The organism is Microbacterium zouquanmingi (assembly GCF_052266695.1).
Taxonomy (GTDB): Bacteria; Actinomycetota; Actinomycetes; order Actinomycetales; family Microbacteriaceae; genus Microbacterium.
In genome coordinates this window covers 769,556-795,828 of record NZ_JBQPQZ010000001.1, presented here as the reverse complement: position 1 = coordinate 795,828, position 26,273 = coordinate 769,556, and the positions used below count along the sequence as shown (strand labels likewise).

Sequence of the window (26,273 nt, the reverse complement as noted above, 5' to 3'; positions counted from 1 at the left end):
TTGTGTCGTGGCTGCCTCCTCCACCAATCCCTATTCCGAAGCCGGCGTCGACACTGCTGCGGGTGACCGCGCGGTAGAGCTGATGAAGACTTCCGTGCGCGCGACGCACGGACCTGAAGTGCTCGGCGGTGTCGGCGGATTCGCCGGCCTGTTCGATGCCTCGGCTCTTCTCAGCTACACCAAGCCGCTGCTGGCGACCAGCACCGATGGTGTCGGCACGAAGGTCGCGATCGCGCAGGCGATCGACAAGCACGACACGATCGGGCAGGACCTGGTCGGCATGGTCGTCGATGACATCGTCGTGGTGGGCGCGAAGCCGCTGTTCATGACCGACTACATCGCCTGCGGCAAGGTCGTCCCCGAGCGCATCGCCGACATCGTGCGTGGAATCGCCGACGCGTGCACCGCAACCGGCACCGCGCTCGTCGGAGGCGAGACCGCTGAGCACCCGGGCCTTCTCGGCCCGGACGACTACGACGTCGCGGGTGCGGCCACGGGCATCGTCGAGGCCGACGCCGTGCTGGGTGCTGACCGCGTGCAGGACGGCGATGTCGTTCTGGCTCTGGCATCGAGCGGCCTGCACTCCAACGGATACTCGCTCGTTCGGCACATCATCACCGGCGCGGGCATCGGCTACAGCGACCAGGCAGCAGAGTTCGGCAAGACCTGGGGAGAGACGCTACTCGAGCCGACCCGCCTGTACACGCTGCCGCTGCTGCGCCTGCTCGAGACCCTTCGACAGGCTCAGGGGCCGAATGAACCGAGCGCGGTTCACTCGCTCAGCCACGTCACCGGCGGCGGCATCGCAGCCAACCTCGCTCGCGTGCTGCCGGTCGGCAGCTGGGCCGAGGTCGATCGCTCGACGTGGTCGCCGAGTCCCGTGTTCCGGGTTCTCAGCGAGATCTCCGGCACCAGCCTCGAATCGACCGAGGGCACCTGGAACCTCGGCATCGGCTTCCTCGCGGTCATCGACCAGCGTCAGAAGGATGCCGCGATCGCAGCGCTCGCCGCAGAGGGCATCGATGCCTGGCAGGTCGCCACAGTCGGCACGGGTCAGCGCCCGGCCGGAGAGTTCGAAGAAGGCGCCAAGGGCGTCGACGGCGGAGCAGTGCGCCTGGTGGGCGCATACGCGGACGGAGCGAAATAACACCCCATGTGCGGAATCGTCGGAGTGGTCGCAGGCGGCCAGGTCAACCAGGACATCTACGACGCTCTGCTGCTTCTGCAGCACCGCGGTCAGGATGCCACCGGCATCGCTACGGCTGAGCCCAGCGGCATCATGCACATGGCCAAGGCCGAGGGGATGGTTCGCGAGGCGTTCCGCACCCGCGACATGCGCTCGCTCCTCGGCAACGTCGGGCTCGGTCACGTCCGGTACGCCACCAAGGGCACAGCATCCAGCGAAGAAGAGATGCAGCCGTTCTACGTGAACGCGCCCTACGGCATCGTCCTCATCCACAACGGCAACCTCACCAACACCCGTGAGCTCACCGCCGACATGGCCAAGCGCGACCGCCGCCACCTGAACTCCTCCAGCGACACCGAGCTGCTGCTGAACGTGCTCGCCGGTGAGCTGCAGGCCACGACATCCGATGTCGATCTCGACCCGGAGCGCATCTTCGAAGCAGTCGCCCGCACGCATGAGCGGATCGAGGGTGCGTACGCAGTGATCGCGGTGATCGCCGGCTACGGTCTGCTGGCATTCCGTGATCCCTTCGGCATCCGTCCGCTGATCCTCGGGCGCCGCGAGGGCAGGGAGCACGACGAGTGGATCGTCGCGAGCGAGTCGCTGGTGCTCGAGAACGGCGACTACGAGGTCGTCCGCGAGGTCGCACCCGGTGAGGCCATCTTCATCACCGACGAGGGCGAGCTGCACTCGCAGCAGTGCGTTGCCGATCCCAAGCTCTTCCCGTGTGCCTTCGAGTACGTCTACCTCGCCCGGCCCGACTCGACGATGAACGGCATCGCCGTGTACGAGTCGCGTCTGCGCATGGGCGAGCGCCTTGCCGACACGATCGCCAAGCACGTACCGCGCGAGAAGATCGACGTCGTCATGCCGATCCCGGATTCGGCGCGTCCCTCTGCGATGGAGGTCGCCCGCAAGCTGGGCATCGAGTACCGCGAGGGCTTCTACAAGAACCGCTACGTCGGCCGCACCTTCATCATGCCGGGGCAGGCGGTGCGCAAGAAGAGCGTGCGCCAGAAACTCAACGCGATGTCCACCGAGTTCCAGGGCAAGAACGTGCTGCTGATCGATGACTCGATCGTGCGCGGCACGACGAGCAAGCAGATCATCCAGATGGCACGGGATGCCGGGGCGCTCTCGGTCACGTTCGCCTCTGCCGCTCCCCCCGTGCGCTATCCGCACGTTTACGGAATCAACATGCCGTCGAAGCACGAGCTCATCGCGCATGGCCGCACGATCCCAGAGATTGCCGAAGAGCTGGGCGTCGATCACCTCGTGTTCCAGGAGGTCGAAGACCTCAAGGCGGCCATCATCGACGGTTCCGAGCTGACCGATCTCGATATGAGTTGCTTCGACGGGCGCTATGTCACCGGCACCGTCACCGAGGAGTATCTCGACTGGGTGGAGAGCTCGCAGAGTTCGTGACGGCGACCTCTCGGCCGCTGTGGCGGGGGCGGGCCCTTGCAGTCCTCGGCATCCTGTTGTGCGCGTTCTCGTTGCGCTCAGCGGTCGCGTCGCTCTCGCCCCTGCTCGACTACATCTCCGCAGACTTCACCCTGCCGGCCGCGATCGTGGGGCTGATCGGCACGGCGCCCCCAGTGTGCTTCGCCATCTTCGGCCTGAGCACTCCGCTGCTCGAGCGGCGCTTCGGTCTCGAACGCGTCACCGTGTTCGCGCTCATCGTGATCGCCGCAGGTCTGGTGCTGCGCGGGCTGTCCTTCGGCGCTCTGCCGCTGCTCGGCACCTCTGCGCTGATCTTCGCCGGAGTCGGCATGGGCAACATTCTCGTGCCGCCGTTGGTGAAGAAATACTTCCCGGATCGCATCGGCATGATGCTGACGCTCTACACGACCGCGATATCGGTGTCGACGTTCCTGCCGCCGCTGGTCGCGGTACCGCTGGCGGATGCCGCCGGCTGGCGGACCTCGCTGGGGATCTGGGGCGTCTTCGCCCTCGCTGGAGCGGTGCCGTGGGTCATCATGCTCGTCACAGGACGAACGGATGCGGTGCGCCCCGTGGCCGCGGCCGAGCCGGCTGCGCCTCGAGACGCTTCGGACTTCGACCCTGCTGAACTGTCGACCGGGCCGGTGATGGTGGCACCGGCGAGCTCACGGGCGTTCGCGCGACTGGCCAGGCTGCCGCTGGCCTGGTCGATCGCCGTCGTCTTCGCCACGTCATCGATCATGGCGTACGTGTCGTTCACCTGGCTCCCGGCGATCGTCACAGATCTCACCGGTGTCTCGGCAAGCGTGGCCGGGCTCCTGATGTCGCTGTTCGCGCTCATGAGCCTGCCGGCATCGCTGCTGGTGCCCGTTCTGGTCGTGCGCTTCCAAGCGACGCGGACGCTGTTCTTCGTCGGCATCGTGTGCGGCCTCGTGGGTATTGCCGGCCTGCTGTTCTGGGCGAATGCGGTCACGGTGTGGCTGTGGGTGCCGATCTTCGGAGTGGTCGGTGTGCTTTTCCCGCTGGCACTGGTGCTCATCAGCATCCGTGCCCGCACGCCGGAGAGCGCAGTGGCGCTGAGCAGCTTCGTGCAGGGCGCCGGTTACATCTTCGCCGCCGTCTTCCCGCTTCTGGTGGGCGTGCTGCACGAGATGACGTCGGGATGGACAGTGCCGCTGCTCGTCATGGCCGCGGTGCTCGTCGTCGCAGCCCCCTTCGGCTACATCGCCGGCAGGCGGCGCACCGTCGAAGACGAGTGGGAACGGCGCCACGGCCGCTGGTGACGCAGAGCTCAGTCGGCGACGACTTCGTCGCCGACGCGGATGACGCCGCCGTGCCCTGAGCGATCGTCGACGTCGCCGCTCACGCCGGAGAGCAGCAGCAGGCGGCCGAGTGCGGGCTCTGCGAGCCCCAACGCGCCGGTGAGTGTGGTCAGCACCGGAGCATCCCGAACGCCGGTGTCAGGATTCGCGTGGGTCGCCAGACACCGGATGATGGGACCCGCGGCCTCGAACGTCACCTCGCCGATCCGGATGCTGCCGGTCCACTCGAGCTCTTCACTGGCTCCGATTCCGTCGATCACGACGTTCGAGCGGAATCGTCGATCATCGATCGGAAGCTGAAGCGCGCCGCCGAGGGCGCTGACGCTGGCCGTGCTGTGCACGGTGACGTAGCCGCGCGATCGGTCCTGGAAGCGCGAGCGCTCGCCGTCACCGACCAGACGCAGCGGCAGCCTCCCCGCGCGCTGCAGGCGGCGCGCATCGGCGGTGCCTTGCACGTACTCCGTGACCACTGCCTCGAGCTGCGCGCGACCGTCGGCATCGAGGGCGGCATCGACCAGGAGCGTCTCGTCGTGGAACAGACTCACCTGCAGGGTCGACTGATCGTATTGGAGGCGGAGCGCGGCGAGAGCGGGGAAGTCCTGCAGCGCCAGGCCCTTGGACTTCGGCCAGTAGTCGAGGCCATCGCGCAGCTCGGGAGTCGCGGCATCGGCGAATCGGAATGCCAGCACGCGATCGCCCGCCACGCGCCCGTCCGGCTGGATCGTCAGCTCGTCGAGGCGCTCGGGAGTGAAGCCCTTGATCGGGTGGCGGAAGAGAGCGACGACGCGAGGCATGATCGTCATTCTCGCAGGTGCGGGCGACGACAGACCCCGCCACGCGCGCCGGATACCGGCGGCGTGCGGGTCAGTGTCCTGCGATCAGCACGGTGCGAACTCGGGCTCAGGCCTTTTCGAGTTCGTCTTCGTCTTCGTCCGCGTACTCATCGGCCCACTTGTCGACGTAGGCGTTCTCGTCGTCCGACGGGTGAGCAAGCTCACGCTCAAGCGCGGAAGTGTTCAAAGACGGACTGTACGCCTTGAGTTCGCGGGCGATCTTGGTGTGTTTCGCTTTTTGACGGCCACGGCCCATGCGCGAGACCCCCTTACGAGTTAGGCTGTGGGCTTTTGGAGGCCCACAGCATTTCACGACACCGGCGTGCGGCCGGTAAGAGTAGCATTCAGGATAGCACGAGGGCCAGGGCATCTGGCCTTCGCCGGCAGGTGAAGGGAACGATCCATATGACTGACCAGACCTCCTCCCCGTCCGACGAAGCAAGCCAGAATGCCGCGCTGCAGAAGGCTGTGATCGTCGGCATGCAGCCGGGCCAATCACCGCACGTTCTCGAAGAGGCTGCGCGATACGCGAAGGTGTTCGGTGTGCCCCTCGTGGTCGCCCACGTCGACGTCACGCGCTTCGTGACCTATGAGGACCCGGACGGCTACGTGCACTCCGCCCCCATCGATCTGAACGCCGACGCAGGCGCTGCCGAGTTCGAAGATGTGCAGGCTGAGGCCGGATCCGTGCTCGAGGACACCGGCATCACGTGGACCGCTCGTCAACTGGTCGGCGACCCGGCACTCGCGATGAAGCAGCTCGCGAACAAGATCGATGCCCAGCTGATCGTCGTCGGCACCCGCAACCGCGGACTCGGCGAATCGATCCGCGAATTCTTCACCGGCTCTGTGGCCGCGCGTCTTGCTCACCGTCAGCACCGACCCATCCTCGTTGTTCCGCTTGAGGAAGAGGTCCCCGACGATCAGCCCGAGATCTGGTCTGAGTAGACCGGCTCAGCGCCCGGCGGATCCCAATGACTGGGTGAGGGTGCGTGCCGCGGCATCCAATGCGTTCTCGAGGTCAGTCACGACCGACTCGGCGAGCACGCCGCCGCGGGCGACATGCGTGCGCAGATCGGTGCGCACGCGAGCGCGGAAGGCGTTGATGGATGCATCGGCGCGGTGCAGCTGCTCACGGCTGATGATCCGCTCATCGCTCATCGGCGTTGCCGTGGATGGGCGCGCCTTGGCGGCTGTTCGCTCATCGTTCGCCGCAGCCGCCAGGTCCGCGCGCAGGCTCTTCATTGCCTGCTGCACGCTCTGGCGCACCTCGTTTGCGATGAGGCGCACGGAGTCGGCGAGACCGGACTCGATCCCGGCGAGGTCGCCTTCGCGATCCGCGAGTTCGGTGCGGCCAGCATCCGTGATCGCGTAGATCGTCGTGCGTCCCTCGACCGTCTTGGTGACGAGTCCCTCTTCTTCGAGCTTCGCGAGCCTGGGATAGATGGTTCCCGCGCTCGGCGTGTAGGTGCCGCCGGTGCGGTCGGTGAGCGCCTGGATGATGCCGTAGCCGTGCTGCGGGGCCTCGGCGAGGAGCGAGAGCAGATACAGCCTCAGGTCGCCGTGCGAGAAGACGGGGGGAGTCATGAGTCCCACTCCTCGTCGTCGGCCACGGTGGTCAGGGGGCGGCGGAGCACTGTCGTATCGCCCGAGACGGAGTTGCTGCGGATGTCGACGAACGATCCTGCGAGCTCCCCAGTGGAGCCCGTGTAGCTGCGGGGGCCGGAGCTCGCGCGGTCGACGCCGTCGATCAGCATGCCGCCGCTCATCGAGCGCACGACGTAGTTGGCGGGGAGCGTCTCTTCGAGGCGGATCGTGCTGTTGCCCGAGACGGTGTTCAGGGTGATCGTGTTGACGGCCCCGGTGGCATCCACCCAGATGGAGCCGGAGACCGTGTCGACGGTCGCCTTGCGGACGGAGCCAGTCAGGGCGACATCTCCCGAGACGCTGTTCGCGTTCGCAGCTCCGGTGAGACCGCGCACCTGCACGTCACCCGAGACGGAGTTGAGCGTCAGATCACCGGTGTGCGTGTCGACGATGATGTCGCCGGAGACGGTGTTCAGGCGTGCATCGTTGGTGAGTCCGGAGACCAGAGCGCCGGCGCTCACGACGCCGAGGTTCAGGGCGATGCTGCGGGGGACGGCGACGCTCACCTCTGCGCGAGGGCCGCCGGAGCCGAAGTTGCGGAACACCTCGAGGAAGTTGTCCCACCCCAGCTGCGGGTGGTCGATCTCGATCTGTGTTCCGTCGGATTCGATGCGGAGGTCTTTTACGGTCACGCCGCTCACCTCGACGCGGATGCCTGGTTCGTCGTGGGCGATGACGTCGACCTGCCCGCCGATCAGGCCGACCTTGAGCCGGGAGGCGTGAGCGATGTCGATGACGCGTTCTTCGCCGGGGGCGATGAGCCACTTCTCGGTCATGGGATTCTCCTCGATGGTAGATCGCGATATATCGCGTTCGAGAACGATAACACGATATATCGTGAGTTTGTCAAGAGGGTTCGGGTGTTCTTCTTGACATTGACGCGACGTCAACTTTTACAGTGGCGTATCGAGAGGAGGTCGCTGTGAGCACACAGGATTGGTCGATCCAGGAGATCGCACGGCTGGCGGGAACCACGAGTCGAACGCTGCGTCACTACGACGACATCGGACTGCTCGCCCCATCGCGCATCGCCCGCAACGGCTACCGGCACTACGACCAGACGGCCCTCGTGCGGCTGCAGCGCATCCTGCTGCTGCGGGAGCTGGGGCTCGGCTTACCGCAGATCAGGGAGCTGCTCGATGCAGCCCATACGGATGCCGGTGAGGCATCCGCTCTTGAAGCGCATCTCGCGTATCTGCGCGAGGAGCAGAACCGGCTGTCGCGGCAGATCGCGTCGGTCGAGATGACCATCAATGCAATGAAAGCAGGTGAATCTCTCATGGCAGAGAACATGTTCGACGGCTTCGATCACACCCGATACAGGGACGAAGTGCAACACCGGTGGGGCGAGAAAGCCTACGCCGACGGCGATCGCTGGTGGATGGGGATGGCGGAGGTCGAGCGCGCTGAGCGGCAGCGACGGGTGTCCTCCCTCGCACGCGACTGGATTGCCGCAGCCGAGACGGGAGCCGCGCCGGATTCAGACGAGGCACAGGCGCTCGCGAAGCGTCACGTGGACTGGTTGCGCGACGTACCGGGCACACCGGCATCCGTGGACGGTGGGGACGGGAAGGCCTATGTCACCGGCCTCGGCGAGATGTACGTCGCTGACCCGCGCTTCGGTGCGAACTATGCCACCGCCGACGGCGGGACCCGCGGTGCAGAGTTCGTCCGTGACGCGCTGCGCGTCTACGCGGAGGCGAATCTCTAGGCGCCCGATCGGGACTTCGGCGGCCACCGGGACGTAGGGTCGTGACATGAGCTGTCGCTCGGAGTCGACTGCGCCGCCGCTGTTCGCAGCAGCGGCGGTCAGCTATGCGGCGAACTGCGCTCTGGGAGCCGTGGTCGCCGCACGGCTCGTCGACAGCAGCGGCTTTCGCTGGCTGCATCACGTGCTGTACATCGCCACGTGCGCCTCGGTCGTCGCAGCGATCGGCGCGGGCTTGGTCGGTATGGGCGCGTGGGGTGACCGGCGGGAGGCAGGTCGCCGAGCGGCCCTGGCGCTGATGCCCGCTGCCGTGCCGCTGACGGTGATCGCCTTCGTGGGAGCACGCACCCGGTGGCATCCTCTCATCGCGCTGTCGGCCGCCCCCTTCATCGCCGCGGGCCTCGTCTGCTCTCGGGCGGACTCTCATCGAAAGTGAACGCATGGAACTGCTCGATGCCATTCGCCGTCGCAAGACCACCAACGGGGCCTTCCTGCCAGACCCGGTCTCTGAGGAGCACCAGCGCGTGCTGCTGGAAGCGGCCGGGCGCGCTCCCTCTCAGCTGAACAGTCAGCCGTGGCGTTTCGTCGTGATCGAGAACCGCGAGACGATCGACGAGATCGCTCGGATCTCCGGCGAGAGCATGACCGAGGCGATGTCGAATGGCACGTTCTTCGAACGGTACAAGCCCTACTTCCGTTTCAGCCAGGCCGAGATGGACGCCACACGCAGCGGGATGCTGTTTGACAGGCTGCCCGCGGCGCTTCGACCCTTCACCAGCCAGGTGTTCACGAAGCGCGGGCAGGCGCTCATGAACGCCTTCGGTGTGCCCAAGACGCTCGGCGCCGACAACCGCAAACTCGTGGCGGGCTCGCCGCTGCTGCTCGGGGTCATGCTCGACCGCAGCGAGAATCGTCCGGGACAACTGTCGTCGTTCTACTCGGTGTTCAGCATGGGGGCCGCGATGGAGAACGTGTGGCTCACGACCCTCGAGCTCGGCATGGGGATCCAGTTCGTCTCGTTTCCGATGGAGGTCCCCGGCCGCTGGGACGAGATCGTCCGGCTGCTGCACGTTCCCGACGATCTTGAGCTGATGGCCGTGTACCGCCTCGGCTACCTGCCGCCCGAGCAGCGCCGTCCGTCGATCGACTGGTCCAGCAGCCAGCGCAAGCGCGTCTCGCAGTACGTCTTCCGAGAGGACTGCGAGACGCCGCAACAGGGATGGGACTCGCCGCCCACCGCGTGACTGCGGCGTCAGTGCTGCTGCGTCAGATCGCGCAGCGCGGGCCCCTCGATGCGCGTGCCGTCGGGGCCGAAGCGCGAGGCGTGCAGCGGACAATCCCACGTGTGCTCGGCGTCATTCCAGTTCAGGACGCCGCCGAGATGCGTGCACACCGCGCGGACAGCCCGAGTGACGCCATCGACCGTCGAGACTCCGACCGGGCAGCCGGCTCGGTTGGCGACGACTCCGGTGCCCTCCGCAGGACGCGGTACCGGGACAGCGTGCTTCTCGGCGTCGGTCCATCCACGCGCCAGGAATCCCGCGACCCGGCCGCCTTCCGCCACCCCTCGACCGATATCGGCCGGCACGGTCAGGCGGGTTCCGATCGTGGTCATCCATTTCGGACGGTCGGATCTGGGGGTGCCGGTGATCTCGCTCGTCAGGCGCAGGGCCGCAGCCGGAGCGTTCGACAGCCCCCACTTCGCGTAACCGGTGGCGAAGCGGATGCGTCCGAGACCTCGGGGCATCGCACCGACGAACGGAATGAGGTTGTGCGATTCGTAGTCCTGCGCTGACCAGCGGTGGGTCTCCTCGGCATCCGGGAAGTGCTGCTGGGTCCATTCGATGAGATCCTCGACTGCTGCCCCCTCGTCGTCGTGGCGGCCGACCGGGTGACCGTTGCCGCTGACGACGAGCTGCGCGGCCTCCGCCGGGCCATCCGCCTCGGACACCGGACGAATCGATCGGGTGGGTCCGTCCACGGAGATGAAGGTTCCAGCGGGCAGTTGTCCTGGAACCCGGAACGAGACGCAGGAGGAGCGCATCCCTCGCACCTTGGCGAAGTAGAGACCGCGGTCGATGACCGGGGTGCCGGTCGCGAGCACGATGTGGTCGGCGAACAGGGGGCCAGCGGCGGTGTCGATGTGCGGATGGGGCAACGCGTGCGCACCGGTTGCTCGGATGCCGGAGTGCAGCGTCCCGCCCGCGACAATGAAGCTCTCCGCCAGAGCCCGGGCCACCCGCACGGGATCGATCGTGACCTGATCGTCGAGTGCAACGCCGCCGGCTGCGGGGAAGGGCAGCGTCGAGAAGTCTCCCGCTGCCAGCATCCGAACGCGCAGGCCCGTCTCTCGGGCGGCGGCATGGACGGACGCCGCAGAGTCGAGTCCATCGGGACCGGTCGCATAGGAATGATCGGTACGGCGCCGATAGGAGACGCCCACCTCGTCGGCGAAATCTGTCAGCCACTGCATTCCGGCCCGGTTCGCGTCCACGTAGGCCTTCACGAGCGATGCGGGATGGTGTCGCCGGATCTTCGCCAGGGTCTGCCCCTGCAAGAGGGAGAGCTTGCCGGTGTTGCCGCCGGAGGCGAGCTCCGCGACACCGCCGGAATCGACCACGGTGACGTCGAGTCCCCTGCGGGTGAGCATCAGCGCGGTCGAGAGGCCGGTGAGCCCGGCGCCGACGATGACCACGTCGTGCCGTGCTCCCGGCTCGAACGGAGAGCCAGTGGGAAATGCCGGGGTGATCTTCCACAGGGATGTCATGGCGTCAGTCAACGTCTTCTGCGGCGTCGTTCCCACAGCCTTGACATCTGCCGCGTGCGCTGGCAGGAGTCATTAAGCGCGGATGCCGCGACTAGAGTTGCCGACGTGAACCTGCGCCGGCTTCTCCTCGTCATCCTCGGCGGGATGCTCGGCACGGCGGGCAGGCTCGGAATCGAGCTTCTGCTTCCGAACTCGGGGGGCTTCCCCTTCGCGACGCTCATCGCCAACGGGCTCGGGGCGCTGCTGATCGGAATTCTCGCCTCGCGGCCCTTCGGCGAGCTCAGGGACCGAGGGCGGGATGCGAGGCTGTTCCTCGGCACCGGCATCCTGGGCGGGTTCACCACCTACAGCGCGTTCGCGGTCGGCTCTGTGGGGCTGTGGGTGGACTCTCCGTTCGCCGCTGTCGTCTACGTCGTGCTGACGCTGGGACTCGGAATCGGCGCGGCCGCACTCGGTCTCAATCGGCGTCGGTCGCGGGCGGGGGGCGCCGAATGACGCCGCTGCTCTTCCTCCTGGCATCCGTCGCCGGCGGCGTGGGCGCGGGCCTTCGCTACCTCGTTGACCTCGGCGTCATGTCTCTCACGCGAGGGCGGTTTCCCTGGGGGATCGTCGTGGTGAACGTCACCGGCGCCTTCGCGCTCGGCGTGGTCACCGCGGCCATCCCCGATACGGCGTTCATCGTCGGGGCAGGCCTACTCGGCGGCTACACGACGTTCAGTACAGCAATGCTCGACACTCTTGCGCTGTGGCGCGACGGTGAGCGCCCCGCATCCGTTCTGCATCTTCTGGGAACCTTCGCGGCATCTGTTCTTGCGGCGCTCGCCGGACTCTGGATCGGATTCGCGCTCTGACACAGGTGATAGCCCGATCCCTGTGAAAGACTGGCCGCACACCCTCGCGCTAACTTCACAACCGAGAGACACACGCCTTGTCGAACCTCGCCGTTCTCAGCCTGCGCAATCGCGCGCTGATCGCCCTCATCACGATCGTCGCCGCCGTCTTCGGCGGGCTTGCACTGACGAACCTGAAGCAGGAGCTCATTCCTTCCCTCGAGCTGCCAGCGCTCATCGTCATGACGACGTACCCCGGCGCCTCTCCCGAGGTCGTCGAGAATGACGTGTCGACGCCGATCGAGACCGCCATCCAGGGGGTCCCTGGGCTCGAATCGACGAGCGCGACGAGCACGACCAACGCCTCCATCATCCAGGCGACGTTCACGTACGGTGAGAATCTCGCCACGGCAGAGCAGAAGATGCAGCAGGCGATCAACCGCATCTCTAATCAGCTTCCGGCAGACGTAGAGCCCCAAGTGCTGTCGCTCTCGCTCGATGACTTCCCCGTCATTCAGGTCGCGGTGACCGGCTTCGACAACGCCGAGACCGCGCAGGCAGATCTCGAAAACGTCGCGATCCCGGCTCTGGAGGATGTCGATGGCGTCAACGCGGCGCAGATCGTCGGTGGGCTCGGACAGCAGATCACGATCACCCCTGATCAGGCGGCGCTCGCAGCGGCCGGCCTCAGCACACAGGCGATCCGCGATGCGCTGGAGCAGAACGGCACCCTGTTCCCCGGTGGAGACATCACCGAAGACGGTCAGACGCTCACGGTGCAGACCGGAGCGAAGATCACCTCAGTCGAGGAGATCGCCGCTCTCCCGCTCGTCGGTTCGGATGCCACGATCGCCGACGTCGCGACCGTCGCACTCGAGACGGAGCCGGTTTCGTCGATGTCGCGCGTGAACGGCGAGGACGCGCTGTCGATCTCGATCACCAAGCTTCCCGCCGCGAACACCGTCGAGGTGTCACACGGCGTGATCGCCGCGATCGATGACTTGAAGAAGACATTCCCCGACGCCGAGTTCACGATCGTGTTCGACCAGGCGCCGTTCATCGTGCAGTCCATCGAGACGCTCGCCACCGAGGGCCTGCTCGGACTCGTCTTCGCGGTGCTCGTCATCCTGGTGTTCCTGATGTCGATCCGCTCGACGCTGGTCACCGCGATCTCGATCCCGACGAGCGTGCTCATCACGTTCATCGGTCTGCAGGCATTCGGCTACTCGCTGAACATCCTCACCCTCGGCGCGCTCACGATCGCGATCGGCCGCGTGGTCGACGACTCCATCGTCGTGATCGAGAACATCAAGCGGCACTACGTCGGTGATGCGAACAAGGGCGATGCGATCCGACTCGCGGTGCGCGAGGTCGCCGCGGCGATCACCGCATCGACCATCACGACCGTCGCGGTGTTCCTGCCGATCGTGTTCGTCGGCGACATGGTCGGCGAGCTGTTCCGTCCGTTCGCGATGACCGTGACGATCGCGATGGTGGCATCCCTCCTGGTCTCGCTCACGATCGTTCCGGTGCTTGCGTACTGGTTCCTGAGGCCCGGCAAGGAGCTCACCGACGAGAACGGTCAGGTCATCGACCCCGAGCACCAGGATGCTCCGCCCACCAAGCTGCAGCGCGCATACCGTCCGATCCTGCACTGGACGCTCAAGCACTCCGGTCTCACCGTGATCCTCGCGATCGTCGTGCTCGGCGGAACGCTGGCTGCCGCCCCGCTGATGAAGATCAACTTCCTCAGCGACTCCGGCCAGAACACCATGACCGTCACTCAGGACCTAGGTCCCACCGCGAGCCTCCAGGCGAAGAATGACGCCTCGCTCGTCGTCGAAGAAGCGCTGGACGGCATCGACGGAATCCAGAACGTGCAGGTCTCGGTCGGCTCCAGCGGTTCGCCGCTGATGGATGCCTTCTCGGGCGGCGCCGGTGTGACGTACTCGATCATGACTGAATCGGGTGCTGACCAGGAGAAGCTCCGCGCCGATGTGCTGGATGCCGTCGACGGGCTCGAGGGCGTCGGCGAGATCAGCGTCAACGCCGCGGCCAGTTTCGGATCCAGCGATATCGAGGTCAACATCACCGCGCCGAGCGGCGAGGTGCTCGCCGAGGCGACGGATGCGGTGACCGAAGAGCTCAGCGGGCGTGACGGCATCGGCCAGGTCACGAACAACCTCGCAGCATCCCTGCCGTACATCGCAGTCGTCGTCGATCGGGATGCTGCAGCCCAGCGCGGCCTCTCGGAGGTCGCGGTCGGCGCGCTCGTCTCGAACACGATGCGGCCGCAGCAGATCGGCTCGGTCGAGATCGACGACAGCGCTCTCACGGTGTACCTCGCCGCGGCAGAGCCTCCCGCGACCATCGAGGACCTCCGCGCACTGACGATTCCGACGATGACCGGCTTCGTGCGCCTCGATGAGATCGCGAGCGTCGACGAGGCCGAAGGCCCGACGTCGATCACGACTCAGCAGGGACGCCGGACTGCCACGATCACTGTGCCCCCGGCATCCGACAACCTCGCGACCGCGACTGCGTCTGTCACTGCGGCCCTCGAGGCTGTGGAGCTGCCCGACGGTGCCTCCGCAGAGGTCGGCGGCGTCGCATCGCAGCAGGCTGATTCATTCTCGCAGCTGGGGCTCGCGATGCTCGCGGCGATCCTGATCGTCTACGTCGTGATGGTGGCGACCTTCAAGTCGCTGCGCCAGCCGCTGCTGCTGCTGATCTCGGTGCCGTTCGCGGCGACCGGCGCGATCCTGCTGCAGATCGCGACGGGTGTGCCGCTGGGGGTGGCATCCCTCATCGGAGTGCTGATGCTGATCGGCATCGTGGTGACGAACGCGATCGTGCTCGTCGACCTCGTGAACCAGTATCGCGAGAAGGGCCTGTCCGCGCATGATGCGGTGATGGCCGGTGGCGAGAAGCGTCTGCGTCCGATCCTGATGACGGCTCTCGCGACGATCTTCGCGCTCACGCCGATGGCGCTGGGAATCACCGGTCACGGCGGCTTCATCTCGCAGCCGCTCGCGATCGTCGTGATCGGCGGACTCATATCGTCGACCGTGCTGACGCTGGTCGTTCTACCTACGCTCTACAACCTCGTCGAGGGCGCGCGCGAGCGTCGCGCTGCCCGCAAGACCGGGCCGGACGAGGGCGGGGCAGGGCCTGACGAGGGCGGCGCCGGGGACGGGCCCGCGCCCGAGGGCCCGGATGCTCCGGAGGATGCTGCCGAGCACCCGCTCACGCGTCGCGAACTGCGTGGGCAGCGAGCGTAGCGCTCGCCGCAGGCGGGAGGATCTCGCGGGCGTTAGCTGAACTCGATACCCCAGCTGAGCGTCCAGGTCTCACCGGATGCGAGCCGGCGGATGCCGAGACCGCTGTTGAGTCCGTCGACCGGCGCCGTCATCGGCTCGATCGCGACGGCGAGGTCGTGGCCGGGATAGTTCGTGGTCGTGAACACCTGGACGAACTCGAAATCCTGTTCCTGCCACACCGTGACGCGCCGGCCATCGGGCGCGGTCAGCGAATGCCGGATCAGGCCGTCCTTGTCGGGGATCAGATCGGCGAAGCCGGTGTCGAGGGTGATGCCGCCGAGGCGCACTCCGGTGCGCAACTCGTCTGACGCCGGAGTGGCTTTGAGTGGAAGCATCCGCTCGTCAGTCTCGAGCTGGGTCTTCGCCGGCACGCGCAGCACGAGGTTGCGGGGATCGACGTCGCCGATCGTCACGAAGGGATGCGTGCCGAGTGCGACAGGGGCTTTCTCGGCCGAGCGGTTCATCAGCGTGTGGGTGACCTTGATGCCGGCCTCGGTCAGCGCGTACGTGACCGAAGTCGCGATCTCGTACGGGTAGCCGGTCTGCGGGTGAATCGTCGCCCGAAGAGTGGTGGCAGCATCCGTCTGCTCGATCCCGTACGCGGTGTAGCGGAGCAGTCCGTGGATGGCGTTGTTCAGCTTCGGCTCTGAGATCGAGAGCTGCCGGACGGTCCCGGCGTCCTTCCACACACCATCGCGCACGCGATTCGGCCACGGGGTGAGGACGACGCCCGAGCACGAGGGGGTCGGGATGTCTTCGGGGTAGCGCGAGACGAGATCGACACCTCCGACGGTCAGTCCACGAAGGGATGCTCCGACCTGGGCGATCTGCGCAGTGACTGCACCGCGCGTGAGGTGGATCTGAGTGCCGGTGGGAGAAAGGGAGTTCACTCCGACTATCGTAGGGGCACCTTCACAGGTGGGTCGGGTAATCTTGTGCGGTCGGCTTCGGGCACCCGCGACTGCGCGGGAGAATTCTGAATCAAGTGTGAGCCCAGGGGCCGATGGTTACTAACCATCACATGAATGGCCCCGGCCGATGGATGCTCGGGTATGTCCGCTCTGCGCTGATCTCTGTGCGCTGTCCGCGGATGCTGTTCTCGTGTCAGAGACAGTCAGGAAACACCATGCCCAAGAATGGCAAGCCCAAGGGCGGCCGCCCGTCCCGTAACTTCGAGCCCCGGTACGCGAAGAAGACGTCGTTCCACGACCGTCACGCCGGTGGCCAGCCCGCCGCTCGCGATTCACGCGACTCCTACGAGTCGCGTGACTCTCGTGATTCGCGTGATTCTCGCGACTTCCGCGGTGCGCGGCCGGATGCTTCGGACCGTCGTTCGTCGGCCCCGCGCGCAACCGGCGGCGACCGCTTCGAGCGTCGGCCAGGAAGCAAGAGCCCCAGCCACCGCGGCTACCGTCCTGCGGAAGCAGAGGGAGGCGCCCCGAAGCGTCGCTGGAGCGACCAGGATCGTGCCGGTCGTGATGAGGTCCGTGGCATCCGCGGCCGAGCCGAGTCCGGGCGTCGCGAATCGCCGAACCACCAGGGCGAGCGCCCGCGTTACAACAGTGAGCGCCCGCGATTCCACGGTGAGCGCCCGCGTTTCAACAATGAGCGTCCCGGCTACAACAGCGAGCGTCCTTCGGGGGAGCGTCGTTACAACGACCGTCCGAATCGCGATGACCGCGGATCTGAGCGTCCTCGTTTCAACCACGACCGCGGATCTGAGCGTCCTCGTTTCAACCGTGACGAGCGTCCGAACCGCGACGACCGTCCGCGCTTCACCAACGATCGCAACGATCGCAACGATCGCGGTGGCGAGCGTCCTCGCCACGACCGTGGCGAGCGTCCGCGCTACAACAACGATCGCGGTTCCGAGCGCCCTCGCTTCAATAACGAGCGCAATGAGCGTCCGAGCCGTGACGAGCGCCCTCGTTTCAGCAACGACCGCAATGAGCGTCCGAGCCGCGATGAGCGTCCCCGTTTCAGCAACGACCGCAATGAGCGTCCGAGCCGCAATGAGCGTCCGAGCCGCGATGAGCGTCCCCGTTTCAACAACGACCGCAATGAGCGTCCGCGCTACAACGACGATCGCCGCAGCGAGCGTCCGCGTCGCGATGACCGCGAGCAGCGTCCGACCCGTGACAACTGGAACGGTTCCGCCCCGGCGAAGAACGCGAAGTTCGAGCCGACTGAGGATGTCGTCCACGAGCGCCTCGAGGCCAAGGTCGTCGCCGCTCCCGAGGTCGAAGGCACGACGTTCGCTGATCTCGGGCTCGGCTCGAACATCGTCGAGACGCTGAGCGGAATGGGGGCGGCAGCGCCGTTCCCGATCCAGGCCGCGACGATCCCTGCGATCCTGCAGGGCCGCGACGTACTCGGCCGAGGACGCACTGGCTCCGGCAAGACGATCGCCTTCGGTGCTCCGCTTGTCGAAAGCATCCTGAAGGGCCAGGCCGGAAAGCGACGCGAATTCGGTCGCAACCCGCAGGCGATCATCCTCGCTCCGACGCGTGAACTCGCGCTGCAGATCGACCGCACTGTGCAGCCGATCGCTCGCAGCGTCGGCCTGTTCACCACCCAGATCTACGGCGGTGTCCCGCAGGGGCGCCAGGTCGGTGCGCTGAAGAAGGGCGTCGACATCGTGATCGGCACTCCGGGCCGCATCGAAGACCTCATCAACCAGGGCAAGCTCGACCTGTCGGACTGCCGCATCGCGGTGCTCGATGAGGCCGACCACATGTGCGAGCTCGGTTTCGTCGAGCCTGTGCAGCGCATCCTGCGTCACACGGCAGAGGGCAGCCAGAAGCTGCTGTTCTCGGCGACGCTTGACCGTGAGGTTGCGGCGCTCGTCGAAGAGTTCCTCGTAGACCCCGCCGTGTACGAGGTCGCCGGCGAGGACCAGGACTCCGGCACCATCGACCACCGCGTGCTCGTCATCGACCACCGGGACAAGGCTGAGATCCTGACCTCGATGGTCGACCGTGCGGGCAAGACCCTCGTGTTCGCCCGCACTCGCGCCTATGCCGAGATGCTCGCCGAGCAGTTCGACGATGCCGGCATCCCTGCGGTGTCGCTGCACGGTGACCTCAACCAGGCCAAGCGCACGCGCAACCTGCAGCGCATGACCTCTGGCCGTGTGAGCGTGCTGGTTGCGACGGACGTCGCGGCTCGCGGCATCCACGTCGATGACATCGATCTGGTGATCCAGGCCGATGCGCCCGACGAGTACAAGACGTACATGCACCGTTCTGGTCGCACTGGCCGTGCCGGAAACTCCGGTCGCGTCGTTACGCTGATCACACGTCAGCGCGAGCGACGGATGAGCGAGCTGCTCGGACGCGCAGAGATCGATGCGCCGTTCGAGAAGGCGCGCGCCGGCGACGACGTCATCGAAGAGATCGCGGGGCGCATGCCCACTGAGGCCGAACTGACGGCCTGATCACTCGATCTCCGCAGTCAACTGCGGGAGGGGGCTCGGAATCTGATTCAGGGCCCCTTCTGCGTCCTTCAGGCTTAAGGGTGCAGCGGCGTACGGATGAAGCCTCAGACGGCGGAGTGCGCGTGCACGGTGCTGCTCAGCGTCGTGCCGTTCAGGTCGAGATACAGCTGGCCTTCGGTGACAGTGAGAGTCACGGTGCTTCGACGCTCGAGCAGCTCGACGGCGGCGGTGATGAAGTCGGATTCGAAGCTGAAGACCTCGAGCGCTTCGACGTTGTGGATGCGCTTGCCCGACCACGTGGCGATGACCTTCGCCGGGTCGCGATGCGTGTAGACGGCGGCGCGTTCGGCGATCCGGCTGCCGTGGTGCAGGCGCTCGGCATCGGGCGCGCCGACCTCGATCCAGGCCATCACGGCGCCGGTGAGGTCGCGCACGATGACCGTCGGCTCATCGGCCGACGAGATTCCTTCACCGAAGGCGATCCCTTCGGTGTATTCCAGGCAGTACGCGAGCAGCCTGGTCACCATGTACGCATCGGTCTCGGACGGATGCCTGGCCACCCGCAGCGTGAAGTCGTCGTACACACCCCGGTCCATGTCTGCCAGTTGCACAGTGAACGTGTAGATCGTCGAGCCGATTGCCATAACTCTCGAGCCTACGGGGCGCGGCAGATCGGTCAGAACAGCATCGGCTGCGGGGCTGGTGCCGGGATGGTCGGTGTGAGCACCGACGGGCGGATGAGCCGGCGGGCGGGGTACGCGTCGTCGGAGTACCGCGCCTCGAGACCGTGCGCGCGGATGAGCGGTCTGATCCGCTTCGCCAGCCACTGCCGGTATGCCCCCGGAGCATCGGCTGCGGCGCCAGGGTACAGCCCGTGATACGAGGCCATCAACTCCGGATGCTCGCGCTGAAGCCACTGCATGAACCAGGGCTTCACCCCGGCGCGCAGATGCAACGCGCCGTAAATAGCGTGGTCGGCACCGGACTCCGTGATCCGGCGCAGCGCGTGGTCGATGTGCTCCACGGAATCAGTCAGATGCGGCATCACCGGCATGAGGAACACGCCAACCCGGAACCCGGCATCTGCGAGTGCACGCACTGTGTCGAGGCGCGCTTGCGTCGAGGGCGTCCCGGGCTCGATCGAGTGCTGCAGCGCGTCGTCGTACATTGCAATCGACATCGAGATGTCGACCGGAACGGATGCCGCGGCCTCGACGAGCACCCCGATATCGCGCCTGATGAGCGTGCCCTTGGTGAGGATCGACATCGGAGTGCCGGATTCCGCCAACGTGCGAATGATCTCTGGCATCAGCCGGTACCGCCCCTCGGCCCGCTGATACGGATCGGTGTTGGTTCCGAGAGCCACCGTCTCGTGCTGCCAGTTGCCGCGTCTCAGTTCGTTCCGCAGCACCTCGGCGATGTTCGTCTTCACGACGATCTGCGAATCGAAATCTGCGCCGCCGTCGAGGTCGAGGTACTGGTGGGTGCCGCGGGCGAAGCAGTAGAGACAGGCGTGGCTGCATCCGCGGTACGGATTGATCGTCCAGCTGAACGGCATCCTCGACCCGCCGGGAACGTGGTTGAGCGCGGACTTCGCGAGCACCTCATGGAACGTCATTCCCGCGAACTCGGGTGTGGTGACCGAGCGCACGATTCCGCTGCGATTCTCGAGACCGGGGAGGGCCGCGGAGTCGACGTCGGTGATCGATTGTCCCTGCCAGCGCATGATGAAAGTAGAACATATGAACGAGTAGCTATCAAGTAGTGACCCGCTTCATTCGTGCATAAGAGTCAATACGGCCGTGATGCGCATCGCGATATCGTCGATGCGGACGCTGAGCGCGCGGCCAGCGCGGACGTGCTGCGAACGATGCTCGGCAGAGAGGAGTCCGCATGAGCGTCGTCATCGTCGGCAGCGTCAACCAGGATGTCGTAGCCCAAGTCGAGCGGATCCCCGGCCCGGGCGAGACAGTGCTGGGAACGACGCTAACGCGCTCGGGCGGCGGCAAGGGGGCCAACCAGGCTGTCGCAGCACGCCGAGCAGGAGGGGTAGAAGTCGCCTTCGTCGGAGCCGTCGGCAAGGATGCCGATGGGGTGACGCTTCGCGCTGCGCTGGAGAGCGACGGGATCGACGTCTCGGGGCTCGCCGACGTTGACGGTCCGAGCGGAACGGCTCTCATCTCGGTCGATCGCAATGCAGAGAACACGATCGTCGTCGTACCCGGCGCGAACGCTGTCCTTCCGCAGCTGACCGAAGCCCAGCGCGAGGTCGTGGCGCGATCGCGGGTTCTGCTCACACAGCTCGAGGTTCCTGTTTCGCTCGTCGAGGATGCCGCAGCGCGCCGCCCCGACGGCACCTGGCATGTGCACAACGCTGCGCCTTCTGGTCCGTTCGTCGCAGCGGCCGAGCGACTGCTGCCCGGAATTGACGTGCTGATCGTCAACGAGCATGAGGCGCTGGAGGTTGCAGGTCGCTCCGACCTCGACGCCGCGGCATCCGCTCTTGCGGCGCAGGTGCGCGCGCTCGTCGTGACTCTGGGTGAGCGCGGTTCGCTCATCGTCGTCGGTGATGAGCGAACCGAAGTGCCGGCATTCACCGCGCGGGCGATTGATACGACTGGCGCGGGCGATACGTTCTGCGGTGTGTTCGCGGCCCGTCTCGCCGCATCCGACAGACTTCCGGTCGATGTCGACATCGATCTTCTGGCCGACGCCGCGATGTGGGGCGCTGCCGCATCGGCGATCTCCGTGAGTCGTCCCGGCGCGCAGGATGCCGTTCCCGATGTCGCCGAAGTTGCGAATCTGCGCCAAGACAGGGAGTAACGCGCGCCCATCGTTCAGCAATAATGGAAGCGATGAGACACGCTATGCACTCCCGGTACGCGTCGCCTCGGTCTCGGGTGCTGACGATCGCACTTCCCATCGGTCTTGCCGTAACGGCCCTCGGGGCATTGTGGGCGCTCGCCGAGGTGCCTTCGGTCGCTGACGAAGTGGCACTGCCTGCTCCCGCGGTGGTCGCTCATCTGCCGGGTATCGAGCTCGCATCCGTCGATGCCGCCGACCCCTGCGCCACACCGGAAGTGATCGGTGCGCTCGCCGCTGGTGATGATGAGGCCGTCGTCGCCGGGTTCGGCGGGGGCGTGGCATTCAGAGACGCCGTCTTGGCCGGGAACGCGCCGTGCATCTCGTTGACCGACCCTGTGCATCATTGGACGGTCGTGAACAAGACGCATGCGCTGGCCCCTGTCGACTACGAGCCGGCCGTGATGACCGAGGCACCGATCGAGATGACGACTGCGTCGCGTTTGATCGATCCGGATGCCGCCGCCGCGCTGGGCAACATGGCTGCTGCCCTCCAGGTTTCTGGTGCGGGAAAGCTCGGCATGAACAACGCCTATCGCTCCTACCGGCTACAGGTGTCGAACTACTCCGGTCAGGTGAGTGCGGCGGGGCAGGCCGAGGCAGATCTCAGTTCCGCCAGACCCGGCTTCAGCGAGCACCAGACCGGCTTTGCCGTCGATGTCGTCGCGTGCAGCAGCGGGTGCGGAGAGATCGGTGCATTCGGGGGGACTGCCGAGAGTGACTGGATCGCCGCCCACGCGTGGGAGTACGGATTCATCGTCCGTTACGAAGCAGGAGCGACTCCGGTGACCGGGTACGAGCCCGAGCCCTGGCATCTGCGCTATATCGGTCCTGGGCTCGCGAGCGCCTATCACGAGGGTGGCTACCACGCCCTCGAGGAGTTCTTCGGTCTGCCGGCCGCTCCCGACTACGCGCACTGAGCTGCCCGACTCGTCAGGGTCCGAGAAGGGCGCGTTCTGTAGCTTTCCGCAAACGCGATACCCGGTCTCACACATGGTGGGATGCATTCTCACAATCCCCTCCCGCAGCATCCGGTCTCCGACATAGACTCGGCGGTGCAAGGACGCCAATACGTTCGGGAGGACGGCATGGAACGCGATATCTACGATGAAGACCACGAGGCATTCCGGGACCTGGTGAAGGACTTCGTCAAGCGACACGTGAGCACCGAGAGCATCGACAGGTGGGATGCTGCCGGTGAGGTCGACCGTGAGACGCTGCTCGCTGCGGGCGAAGCAGGGATCATCGGTCTCTCCGTCCCCGAGGAATTCGGCGGCGCGGGCATGCTGCAGGACTACCGCTTCCGCGCGATCGTCAACGAAGAGGTCATCGGCTCCGGAGCAGGTTCGCTCGCCGGTGCTTTGGGCATCCAGGACGACCTCGCCGTCCCTTACCTCGTGCACATGGGCACGCAGGAGCAGAAGGAGAAGTGGCTTCCGCGCATGGCGACCGGCGAGGTGCTCGGCGCTCTCGCGATGACCGACCCCGGTGCGGGCTCTGACCTGCGCGGTATCAAGACCAACGCCAAGAAGGTCGACGGCGGCTACATCCTCAACGGCGCGAAGACGTTCATCTCGTCGGGCACGACTGCGGACATCGTCGTGACTTTCGTGAAGACCGGCGAGGGCAATCGCCCCGACGCGTTCAGCCTGCTGATCGTCGAAAAGGGCATGGAAGGCTTCGACCAGGGCAAGAAGCTCAAGAAGATGGGTTTCCACGGCTGGGACACCGCCGAGCTCAGCTTCACCGATGTCTTCGTTCCCGACGAGAACCTGATCAGCGGCAAGGAGGGTCAGGGCTTCATCCAGCTGATGATGAACCTGCCTCTCGAGCGCCTGTCGATCGGTGTGGCCGCTGCCGCTGCAGCGGAGGCCGCCGTCGAGTGGACCGTCGCTTACACGAAGGACCGCGAGGCGTTCGGTGAGCGCATCGCCGACTTCCAGAACACGCGATTCCGTCTGGCCGATATGGTCACCACGACCGAGGTCATGTGGGCGTACGTCGACCGCGCGATGCTCGCGTACAAGGATAAGAAGCTGACGGCGGAAGACGCCGCGAAGGTGAAGTTCTGGGCGACCGAGCGCGAGTGGGAGGTGCTCGACATGGGCGTGCAGCTGCACGGCGGCTACGGCTACATCATGGAGTACCCGATCGCGCGTGCCTTCACGGATGCTCGTGTGCACCGCATCTACGGCGGCACCAACGAGATCATGCGCGACCTCGTCGGTCGCCAGATCGTCGGAAAGCGCTAAGCGCTCAATTCAGGTCGCAGTTTCTGCCGCTTTGGGACTCCCAGAGCGGCAGAAATTGCGACCTGAACGTGTTTACGGGGCTTTAGACCGCGAGCCACGGATACGTGAGCGCGAAGATCACCGCGGATGCTGCGATGAAGGCGACGATGAACACGACGTCGCGCGTGCGGAACGGGACGATATGCCGTTCCGTGCGCGTGGGGTAGGCGCCGAAAGCGCGAGCATCCATCGCGAGGGCGACGCGTTCGGCGTGCCGGATGGCGCTGGCGAGCAGAGGCACGATGTAGCCCCACCCGCGTGCTATCGCCGCGAACGGACCGCGTCCGCGATGGTGCCCCCGCACGCGATGAGCTGCGCGGATCACGCTGAGCTCGTAGCTGAATCGTGGAACGAATCGGTATGCCGCCAGTGCGGTGTACCCGATTCGGTAGGGGATGTGCAGCTGCTGGATGCCCGCACGGGCAAGGTCGGGCCCTGTCGTGGTGAGTCCGCCGATCAATGCAAGAGCGAGGATCGCCGTGATCCTCAGCGCGCTTGCACAGCCGACCTGTAGCGCCCCGGTGAAGAGCGTCCAGCCGCCGATCTGCAGGAAGGGCGCGGTGGCGTCGACGCTCGCGGCATCGACCCAGAGCGAGAAGCCGAAACCGACCGCGACGATGCCGAGCGGAACGGCGAGGAAGAGCAGCGCCGCGATTTTTCCAGTGATGCGCGTGCCGGTGAGAATCAGCACGTAGGCGAGCGCGATGAAGATGAGCGGCGTCATCATGTCGCGCACGAAGACCAGCAGGACGATGGCAGGCATGACGGCTGCGATCTTCGTCAGCGGATTGAGGTGGTTCAGGAATTGCCAAGCGGATGCCGGGACTCCCGGTGCGAACGGATCGATCGTGGCAGTGGGTGAAGTGATCGTCGTCATAGTGCGGCCTCCGCGAGGATGCCACGCAGCTCGGGGCTGAGCGCACGATGAAGCGCAGGCAGCCGAAGCCCTGCAGCTTCGAAAAGTCCGGGCGTCGCGAACAGTTCGGCAGTGCGCCCCGAGGCATGCACGCGACCGTCGTCGAGGATCACCGTGTGCGTGGCGTGATCCGCGACCAGCTGCAGGTCGTGGGTGACGATCATGATCGTGGTTCCTGCGGCACGAAGGTCAGCGAGCAGATGCAGGAGCTCATCGGCGCGGCTGCGATCCTGGCCGAAGGTCGGTTCGTCCAGAGCGAGCACTTCGGGCCTGGTGATGAGGGCGGTGCCGACGGAAAGACGCCGCTTCTCGCCGCCGGAGAGCAGGAACGGGTGCACGTCTGCCTTGTGCTCGAGCCCGAACCGGCGGAGCATCTCGTCGACGCGGTCGGTGATCTCTGAGACGCTGGTCTTGCGCAGACGCAGTCCGTAGGCGAGCTCGTCGAAGACGGTGTGCGTGATGAACTGGTGCTCGGGGTTCTGGAACACGAACCCGATTCGCGCGGTGAGATCCCTGGGCGATGCCCGCCCCGGATCCATTCCGTCGATCGAGACCTGGTGCCTGGGCGGAGGAACAACGCCCGCCAGTGACTGGATGAGAGTGGTCTTGCCCGCGCCATTGGCGCCGACGATCGCCGTCAGCGATCCAGCCGAGATGTCGAGATCGATGCCGTGCAGGATCCCGGCACGTCCGCGCTTCACGGTGAGGCCACGCGCGCGGACGATCGGCGGGAGTGGCGGTTCCGACAGCTCAAAGCGTTTCGTCTCGCTTCGCGCGCTCAACGAGCCGTGATCGCTCAACGAGCCGTGATCGCTCAACGAGCCGTGCTCGCTCAGCAAGCCGGGGGAGGGATCCCGCTCCAACGCGCTCGCGAGCGCTTCCGGAGTGAGGGGGAGCGGCACGGCGGCGGGCAGGATGCCGCGTGTGCGCAGCATCCGCCCCGCCAGAGCTGCGGCAGGAAGCCACACTCCCATCTCGATGAGCTCGTCCGTGTGCGTGCGCATGATCTCTTCAGCGGGGCCGTCGAACGCGAGATGGCCCCGTTTGTCGAGGACCAGAACGCGGGTCGCGAAGCGCATCGCGGCGTCGAGATTGTGCTCGACGAGGATCACCGCCCGATCGCCGGCATCGATGAGGGTCAACAGCGCGTCGTAGACATCGTCGATGCCCTGCGGATCGAGGTTCGCCGTCGGCTCATCGAGCACGATCAGTGGCGAACCCATCGCCAGGGCACAGGCGATCGCAAGGCGCTGGCGCCCACCGCCGGAGAGGCGATCAGGGTTCCGATTCCGACGCTCCCACAGTCCGACCTGCCGCAGTGCGCGCTCTGATCTCGAGAGCACTTCGTTGACCGGAAGCAGCAGGTTCTCGAGCGCGAACGCGACCTCGTCGAGCAGCGTGCCGGTGACCAGCTGGGCATCCGGGTCTTGGAAGACCATCGCGACTTTAGCGCTGAGCTCGGCGACAGGAGTGCTGACGGTGTCGTGTCCGTTCACCTCGACGGAGCCGGTGATCGTGGCGGGAACCGACTGCGGGATCAGGCCGTTCAGCGCGAGAGTGAGCGTGGATTTTCCCGATCCGCTCGGTCCGAGAAGGAGCACGACTTCCCCGGGGTGCACCTCGAAGCTCACCTCGACAGGCGACGGCCTGGTCGAGCCCGCATGGGTGAGTGAGAGCCCGCGCACACGGAGGAGAGGCGCGGAAGGGGGCAT

The 26,273-nt window shown here is 66.2% G+C and carries 24 protein-coding genes; 14 read left to right on the top strand and 10 right to left on the bottom strand.

Annotated elements, in window-relative coordinates; all coding sequences use genetic code 11:
* Positions 1 to 7: 7 nt before the first annotated feature.
* Genes purM through ACTU6U_RS03665 form a run of 3 tightly spaced genes read left to right on the top strand, consistent with a single transcriptional unit; the run spans position 8 to position 3,912 of the window.
* A complete protein-coding gene (gene purM / locus ACTU6U_RS03675; protein ID WP_443467786.1) occupies positions 8 to 1,147 on the top strand; it encodes a phosphoribosylformylglycinamidine cyclo-ligase in 1,140 nt (379 codons plus the stop codon).
* A 6-nt stretch (positions 1,148 to 1,153) separates the two neighbouring features.
* Positions 1,154 to 2,611 (top strand): amidophosphoribosyltransferase, encoded by a 1,458-nt coding sequence (gene purF, locus ACTU6U_RS03670; protein WP_443467785.1) that lies wholly within the window; start codon positions 1,154 to 1,156, stop codon positions 2,609 to 2,611.
* Positions 2,608 to 3,912, top strand: a complete 1,305-nt coding sequence (locus ACTU6U_RS03665) for an MFS transporter (protein WP_443467784.1) — start codon at positions 2,608 to 2,610, stop codon at positions 3,910 to 3,912. The genes purF and ACTU6U_RS03665 overlap by 4 nt, the downstream gene beginning before the upstream one ends.
* 8 nt (positions 3,913 to 3,920) lie before the next feature.
* Here ACTU6U_RS03665 and ACTU6U_RS03660 read toward each other — a convergent pair whose 3' ends face one another.
* Positions 3,921 to 4,745, bottom strand: a complete 825-nt coding sequence (locus ACTU6U_RS03660; protein WP_443467783.1) for an MOSC domain-containing protein — start codon at positions 4,743 to 4,745, stop codon at positions 3,921 to 3,923.
* 106 nt (positions 4,746 to 4,851) lie between these two features.
* Positions 4,852 to 5,040 (bottom strand): DUF3073 domain-containing protein, encoded by a 189-nt coding sequence (locus ACTU6U_RS03655; RefSeq protein WP_206494397.1) that lies wholly within the window; start codon positions 5,038 to 5,040, stop codon positions 4,852 to 4,854.
* A 149-nt stretch (positions 5,041 to 5,189) separates the two neighbouring features.
* Here ACTU6U_RS03655 and ACTU6U_RS03650 point away from each other — a divergent pair, with 149 nt between their 5' ends.
* Positions 5,190 to 5,732 (top strand): universal stress protein, encoded by a 543-nt coding sequence (locus ACTU6U_RS03650; protein WP_443467782.1) that lies wholly within the window; start codon positions 5,190 to 5,192, stop codon positions 5,730 to 5,732.
* A 6-nt stretch (positions 5,733 to 5,738) separates the two neighbouring features.
* Here the strand turns inward: ACTU6U_RS03650 and ACTU6U_RS03645 are convergent, their stop codons facing one another.
* Together ACTU6U_RS03645 and ACTU6U_RS03640 are read right to left on the bottom strand one after the other, a co-directional pair.
* Entirely contained in the window at positions 5,739 to 6,371 is a 633-nt protein-coding gene (locus tag ACTU6U_RS03645; RefSeq protein WP_443467781.1) for a PadR family transcriptional regulator, read from the bottom strand.
* Positions 6,368 to 7,207: a DUF4097 family beta strand repeat-containing protein gene (locus ACTU6U_RS03640; RefSeq protein WP_443467780.1), complete on the bottom strand. Its 840-nt coding sequence runs from the start codon at positions 7,205 to 7,207 to the stop codon at positions 6,368 to 6,370. Before ACTU6U_RS03640 ends, ACTU6U_RS03645 begins: the two co-directional genes overlap by 4 nt.
* Before the next feature lie 146 nt (positions 7,208 to 7,353).
* Here ACTU6U_RS03640 and ACTU6U_RS03635 point away from each other — a divergent pair, with 146 nt between their 5' ends.
* From ACTU6U_RS03635 to ACTU6U_RS03625, 3 genes are read left to right on the top strand one after another with little or no spacing between them, the layout of a single operon-like run.
* A complete protein-coding gene (locus tag ACTU6U_RS03635) occupies positions 7,354 to 8,142 on the top strand; it encodes a MerR family transcriptional regulator (protein ID WP_443467779.1) in 789 nt (262 codons plus the stop codon).
* A gap of 46 nt (positions 8,143 to 8,188) precedes the next feature.
* Positions 8,189 to 8,575, top strand: coding sequence for a hypothetical protein (locus tag ACTU6U_RS03630; protein WP_443467778.1), 387 nt, complete (start codon positions 8,189 to 8,191; stop codon positions 8,573 to 8,575).
* A gap of 4 nt (positions 8,576 to 8,579) precedes the next feature.
* The gene (locus tag ACTU6U_RS03625; protein WP_443467777.1) at positions 8,580 to 9,383 is read left to right on the top strand and encodes a nitroreductase family protein; all 804 of its coding nucleotides are present in this window, start codon (positions 8,580 to 8,582) and stop codon (positions 9,381 to 9,383) included.
* A gap of 8 nt (positions 9,384 to 9,391) precedes the next feature.
* On the opposite strand, the gene ACTU6U_RS03620 is transcribed toward ACTU6U_RS03625, so the two are convergent.
* Positions 9,392 to 10,906 carry an FAD-dependent oxidoreductase gene (locus ACTU6U_RS03620; protein ID WP_443467776.1) on the bottom strand — a complete coding sequence of 505 codons (1,515 nt, stop codon included), beginning with the start codon at positions 10,904 to 10,906 and terminating at the stop codon, positions 9,392 to 9,394.
* A gap of 105 nt (positions 10,907 to 11,011) precedes the next feature.
* Between ACTU6U_RS03620 and ACTU6U_RS03615 the strand changes: the two genes are divergently transcribed.
* The 3 genes from ACTU6U_RS03615 (at position 11,012) to ACTU6U_RS03605 (ending at position 15,017) form a co-directional block, all read left to right on the top strand.
* Positions 11,012 to 11,401, top strand: coding sequence for a fluoride efflux transporter FluC (locus ACTU6U_RS03615; RefSeq protein WP_443467775.1), 390 nt, complete (start codon positions 11,012 to 11,014; stop codon positions 11,399 to 11,401).
* Positions 11,398 to 11,757, top strand: a complete 360-nt coding sequence (locus tag ACTU6U_RS03610; RefSeq protein WP_443467774.1) for a fluoride efflux transporter FluC — start codon at positions 11,398 to 11,400, stop codon at positions 11,755 to 11,757. The genes ACTU6U_RS03615 and ACTU6U_RS03610 overlap by 4 nt, the downstream gene beginning before the upstream one ends.
* A 77-nt stretch (positions 11,758 to 11,834) precedes the next feature.
* Complete coding sequence (locus tag ACTU6U_RS03605; protein ID WP_443467773.1) at positions 11,835 to 15,017, top strand: efflux RND transporter permease subunit; 3,183 nt, start codon at positions 11,835 to 11,837, stop codon at positions 15,015 to 15,017.
* A gap of 32 nt (positions 15,018 to 15,049) precedes the next feature.
* Here ACTU6U_RS03605 and ACTU6U_RS03600 read toward each other — a convergent pair whose 3' ends face one another.
* Positions 15,050 to 15,946, bottom strand: coding sequence for an aldose 1-epimerase family protein (locus ACTU6U_RS03600; protein ID WP_443467772.1), 897 nt, complete (start codon positions 15,944 to 15,946; stop codon positions 15,050 to 15,052).
* A gap of 236 nt (positions 15,947 to 16,182) precedes the next feature.
* Here ACTU6U_RS03600 and ACTU6U_RS03595 point away from each other — a divergent pair, with 236 nt between their 5' ends.
* The gene (locus tag ACTU6U_RS03595; protein WP_443467771.1) at positions 16,183 to 18,492 is read left to right on the top strand and encodes a DEAD/DEAH box helicase; all 2,310 of its coding nucleotides are present in this window, start codon (positions 16,183 to 16,185) and stop codon (positions 18,490 to 18,492) included.
* Between the two features lie 104 nt (positions 18,493 to 18,596).
* On the opposite strand, the gene ACTU6U_RS03590 is transcribed toward ACTU6U_RS03595, so the two are convergent.
* Positions 18,597 to 19,136: a YaeQ family protein gene (locus tag ACTU6U_RS03590; protein ID WP_443467770.1), complete on the bottom strand. Its 540-nt coding sequence runs from the start codon at positions 19,134 to 19,136 to the stop codon at positions 18,597 to 18,599.
* Positions 19,137 to 19,168: 32 nt separating this feature from the next.
* Positions 19,169 to 20,218 carry an Rv2578c family radical SAM protein gene (locus ACTU6U_RS03585; RefSeq protein WP_443467769.1) on the bottom strand — a complete coding sequence of 350 codons (1,050 nt, stop codon included), beginning with the start codon at positions 20,216 to 20,218 and terminating at the stop codon, positions 19,169 to 19,171.
* 167 nt (positions 20,219 to 20,385) lie between these two features.
* Here ACTU6U_RS03585 and ACTU6U_RS03580 point away from each other — a divergent pair, with 167 nt between their 5' ends.
* From ACTU6U_RS03580 to ACTU6U_RS03570, 3 genes are all read left to right on the top strand, one after another.
* A complete protein-coding gene (locus ACTU6U_RS03580; protein ID WP_443467768.1) occupies positions 20,386 to 21,315 on the top strand; it encodes a ribokinase in 930 nt (309 codons plus the stop codon).
* Between the two features lie 32 nt (positions 21,316 to 21,347).
* Entirely contained in the window at positions 21,348 to 22,274 is a 927-nt protein-coding gene (locus ACTU6U_RS03575) for a M15 family metallopeptidase (RefSeq protein ID WP_443467767.1), read from the top strand.
* Positions 22,275 to 22,442: 168 nt separating this feature from the next.
* Positions 22,443 to 23,606 carry an acyl-CoA dehydrogenase family protein gene (locus ACTU6U_RS03570; RefSeq protein ID WP_443467766.1) on the top strand — a complete coding sequence of 388 codons (1,164 nt, stop codon included), beginning with the start codon at positions 22,443 to 22,445 and terminating at the stop codon, positions 23,604 to 23,606.
* An 82-nt stretch (positions 23,607 to 23,688) separates the two neighbouring features.
* On the opposite strand, the gene ACTU6U_RS03565 is transcribed toward ACTU6U_RS03570, so the two are convergent.
* On the bottom strand, positions 23,689 to 24,522 hold the full coding sequence (locus ACTU6U_RS03565; RefSeq protein ID WP_443467765.1) for an energy-coupling factor transporter transmembrane component T: 834 nt from the start codon (positions 24,520 to 24,522) through the stop codon (positions 23,689 to 23,691).
* Positions 24,519 to 26,273, bottom strand: a complete 1,755-nt coding sequence (locus tag ACTU6U_RS03560; RefSeq protein ID WP_443467764.1) for an ABC transporter ATP-binding protein — start codon at positions 26,271 to 26,273, stop codon at positions 24,519 to 24,521. The genes ACTU6U_RS03565 and ACTU6U_RS03560 overlap by 4 nt, the downstream gene beginning before the upstream one ends.

What these genes read in the sequence shown, in the direction of transcription:
- purF (WP_443467785.1), top strand. Translation starts at nt 1,154, where the DNA reads ATGTGCGGAATCGTCGGAGTGGTCGCAGGCGGCCAGGTCAACCAGGAC.
- ACTU6U_RS03660 (WP_443467783.1), bottom strand. Translation starts at nt 4,745, where the DNA reads ATGCCTCGCGTCGTCGCTCTCTTCCGCCACCCGATCAAGGGCTTCACT.
- ACTU6U_RS03655 (WP_206494397.1), bottom strand. Translation starts at nt 5,040, where the DNA reads ATGGGCCGTGGCCGTCAAAAAGCGAAACACACCAAGATCGCCCGCGAA.
- ACTU6U_RS03650 (WP_443467782.1), top strand. Translation starts at nt 5,190, where the DNA reads ATGACTGACCAGACCTCCTCCCCGTCCGACGAAGCAAGCCAGAATGCC.
- ACTU6U_RS03645 (WP_443467781.1), bottom strand. Translation starts at nt 6,371, where the DNA reads ATGACTCCCCCCGTCTTCTCGCACGGCGACCTGAGGCTGTATCTGCTC.
- ACTU6U_RS03640 (WP_443467780.1), bottom strand. Translation starts at nt 7,207, where the DNA reads ATGACCGAGAAGTGGCTCATCGCCCCCGGCGAAGAACGCGTCATCGAC.
- ACTU6U_RS03630 (WP_443467778.1), top strand. Translation starts at nt 8,189, where the DNA reads ATGAGCTGTCGCTCGGAGTCGACTGCGCCGCCGCTGTTCGCAGCAGCG.
- ACTU6U_RS03625 (WP_443467777.1), top strand. Translation starts at nt 8,580, where the DNA reads ATGGAACTGCTCGATGCCATTCGCCGTCGCAAGACCACCAACGGGGCC.
- ACTU6U_RS03620 (WP_443467776.1), bottom strand. Translation starts at nt 10,906, where the DNA reads ATGACATCCCTGTGGAAGATCACCCCGGCATTTCCCACTGGCTCTCCG.
- ACTU6U_RS03610 (WP_443467774.1), top strand. Translation starts at nt 11,398, where the DNA reads ATGACGCCGCTGCTCTTCCTCCTGGCATCCGTCGCCGGCGGCGTGGGC.
- ACTU6U_RS03595 (WP_443467771.1), top strand. Translation starts at nt 16,183, where the DNA reads ATGCCCAAGAATGGCAAGCCCAAGGGCGGCCGCCCGTCCCGTAACTTC.
- ACTU6U_RS03590 (WP_443467770.1), bottom strand. Translation starts at nt 19,136, where the DNA reads ATGGCAATCGGCTCGACGATCTACACGTTCACTGTGCAACTGGCAGAC.
- ACTU6U_RS03585 (WP_443467769.1), bottom strand. Translation starts at nt 20,218, where the DNA reads ATGCGCTGGCAGGGACAATCGATCACCGACGTCGACTCCGCGGCCCTC.
- ACTU6U_RS03580 (WP_443467768.1), top strand. Translation starts at nt 20,386, where the DNA reads ATGAGCGTCGTCATCGTCGGCAGCGTCAACCAGGATGTCGTAGCCCAA.
- ACTU6U_RS03575 (WP_443467767.1), top strand. Translation starts at nt 21,348, where the DNA reads ATGAGACACGCTATGCACTCCCGGTACGCGTCGCCTCGGTCTCGGGTG.
- ACTU6U_RS03570 (WP_443467766.1), top strand. Translation starts at nt 22,443, where the DNA reads ATGGAACGCGATATCTACGATGAAGACCACGAGGCATTCCGGGACCTG.
- ACTU6U_RS03565 (WP_443467765.1), bottom strand. Translation starts at nt 24,522, where the DNA reads ATGACGACGATCACTTCACCCACTGCCACGATCGATCCGTTCGCACCG.
- ACTU6U_RS03560 (WP_443467764.1), bottom strand. Translation starts at nt 26,273, where the DNA reads ATGCCCCCTTCCGCGCCTCTCCTCCGTGTGCGCGGGCTCTCACTCACC.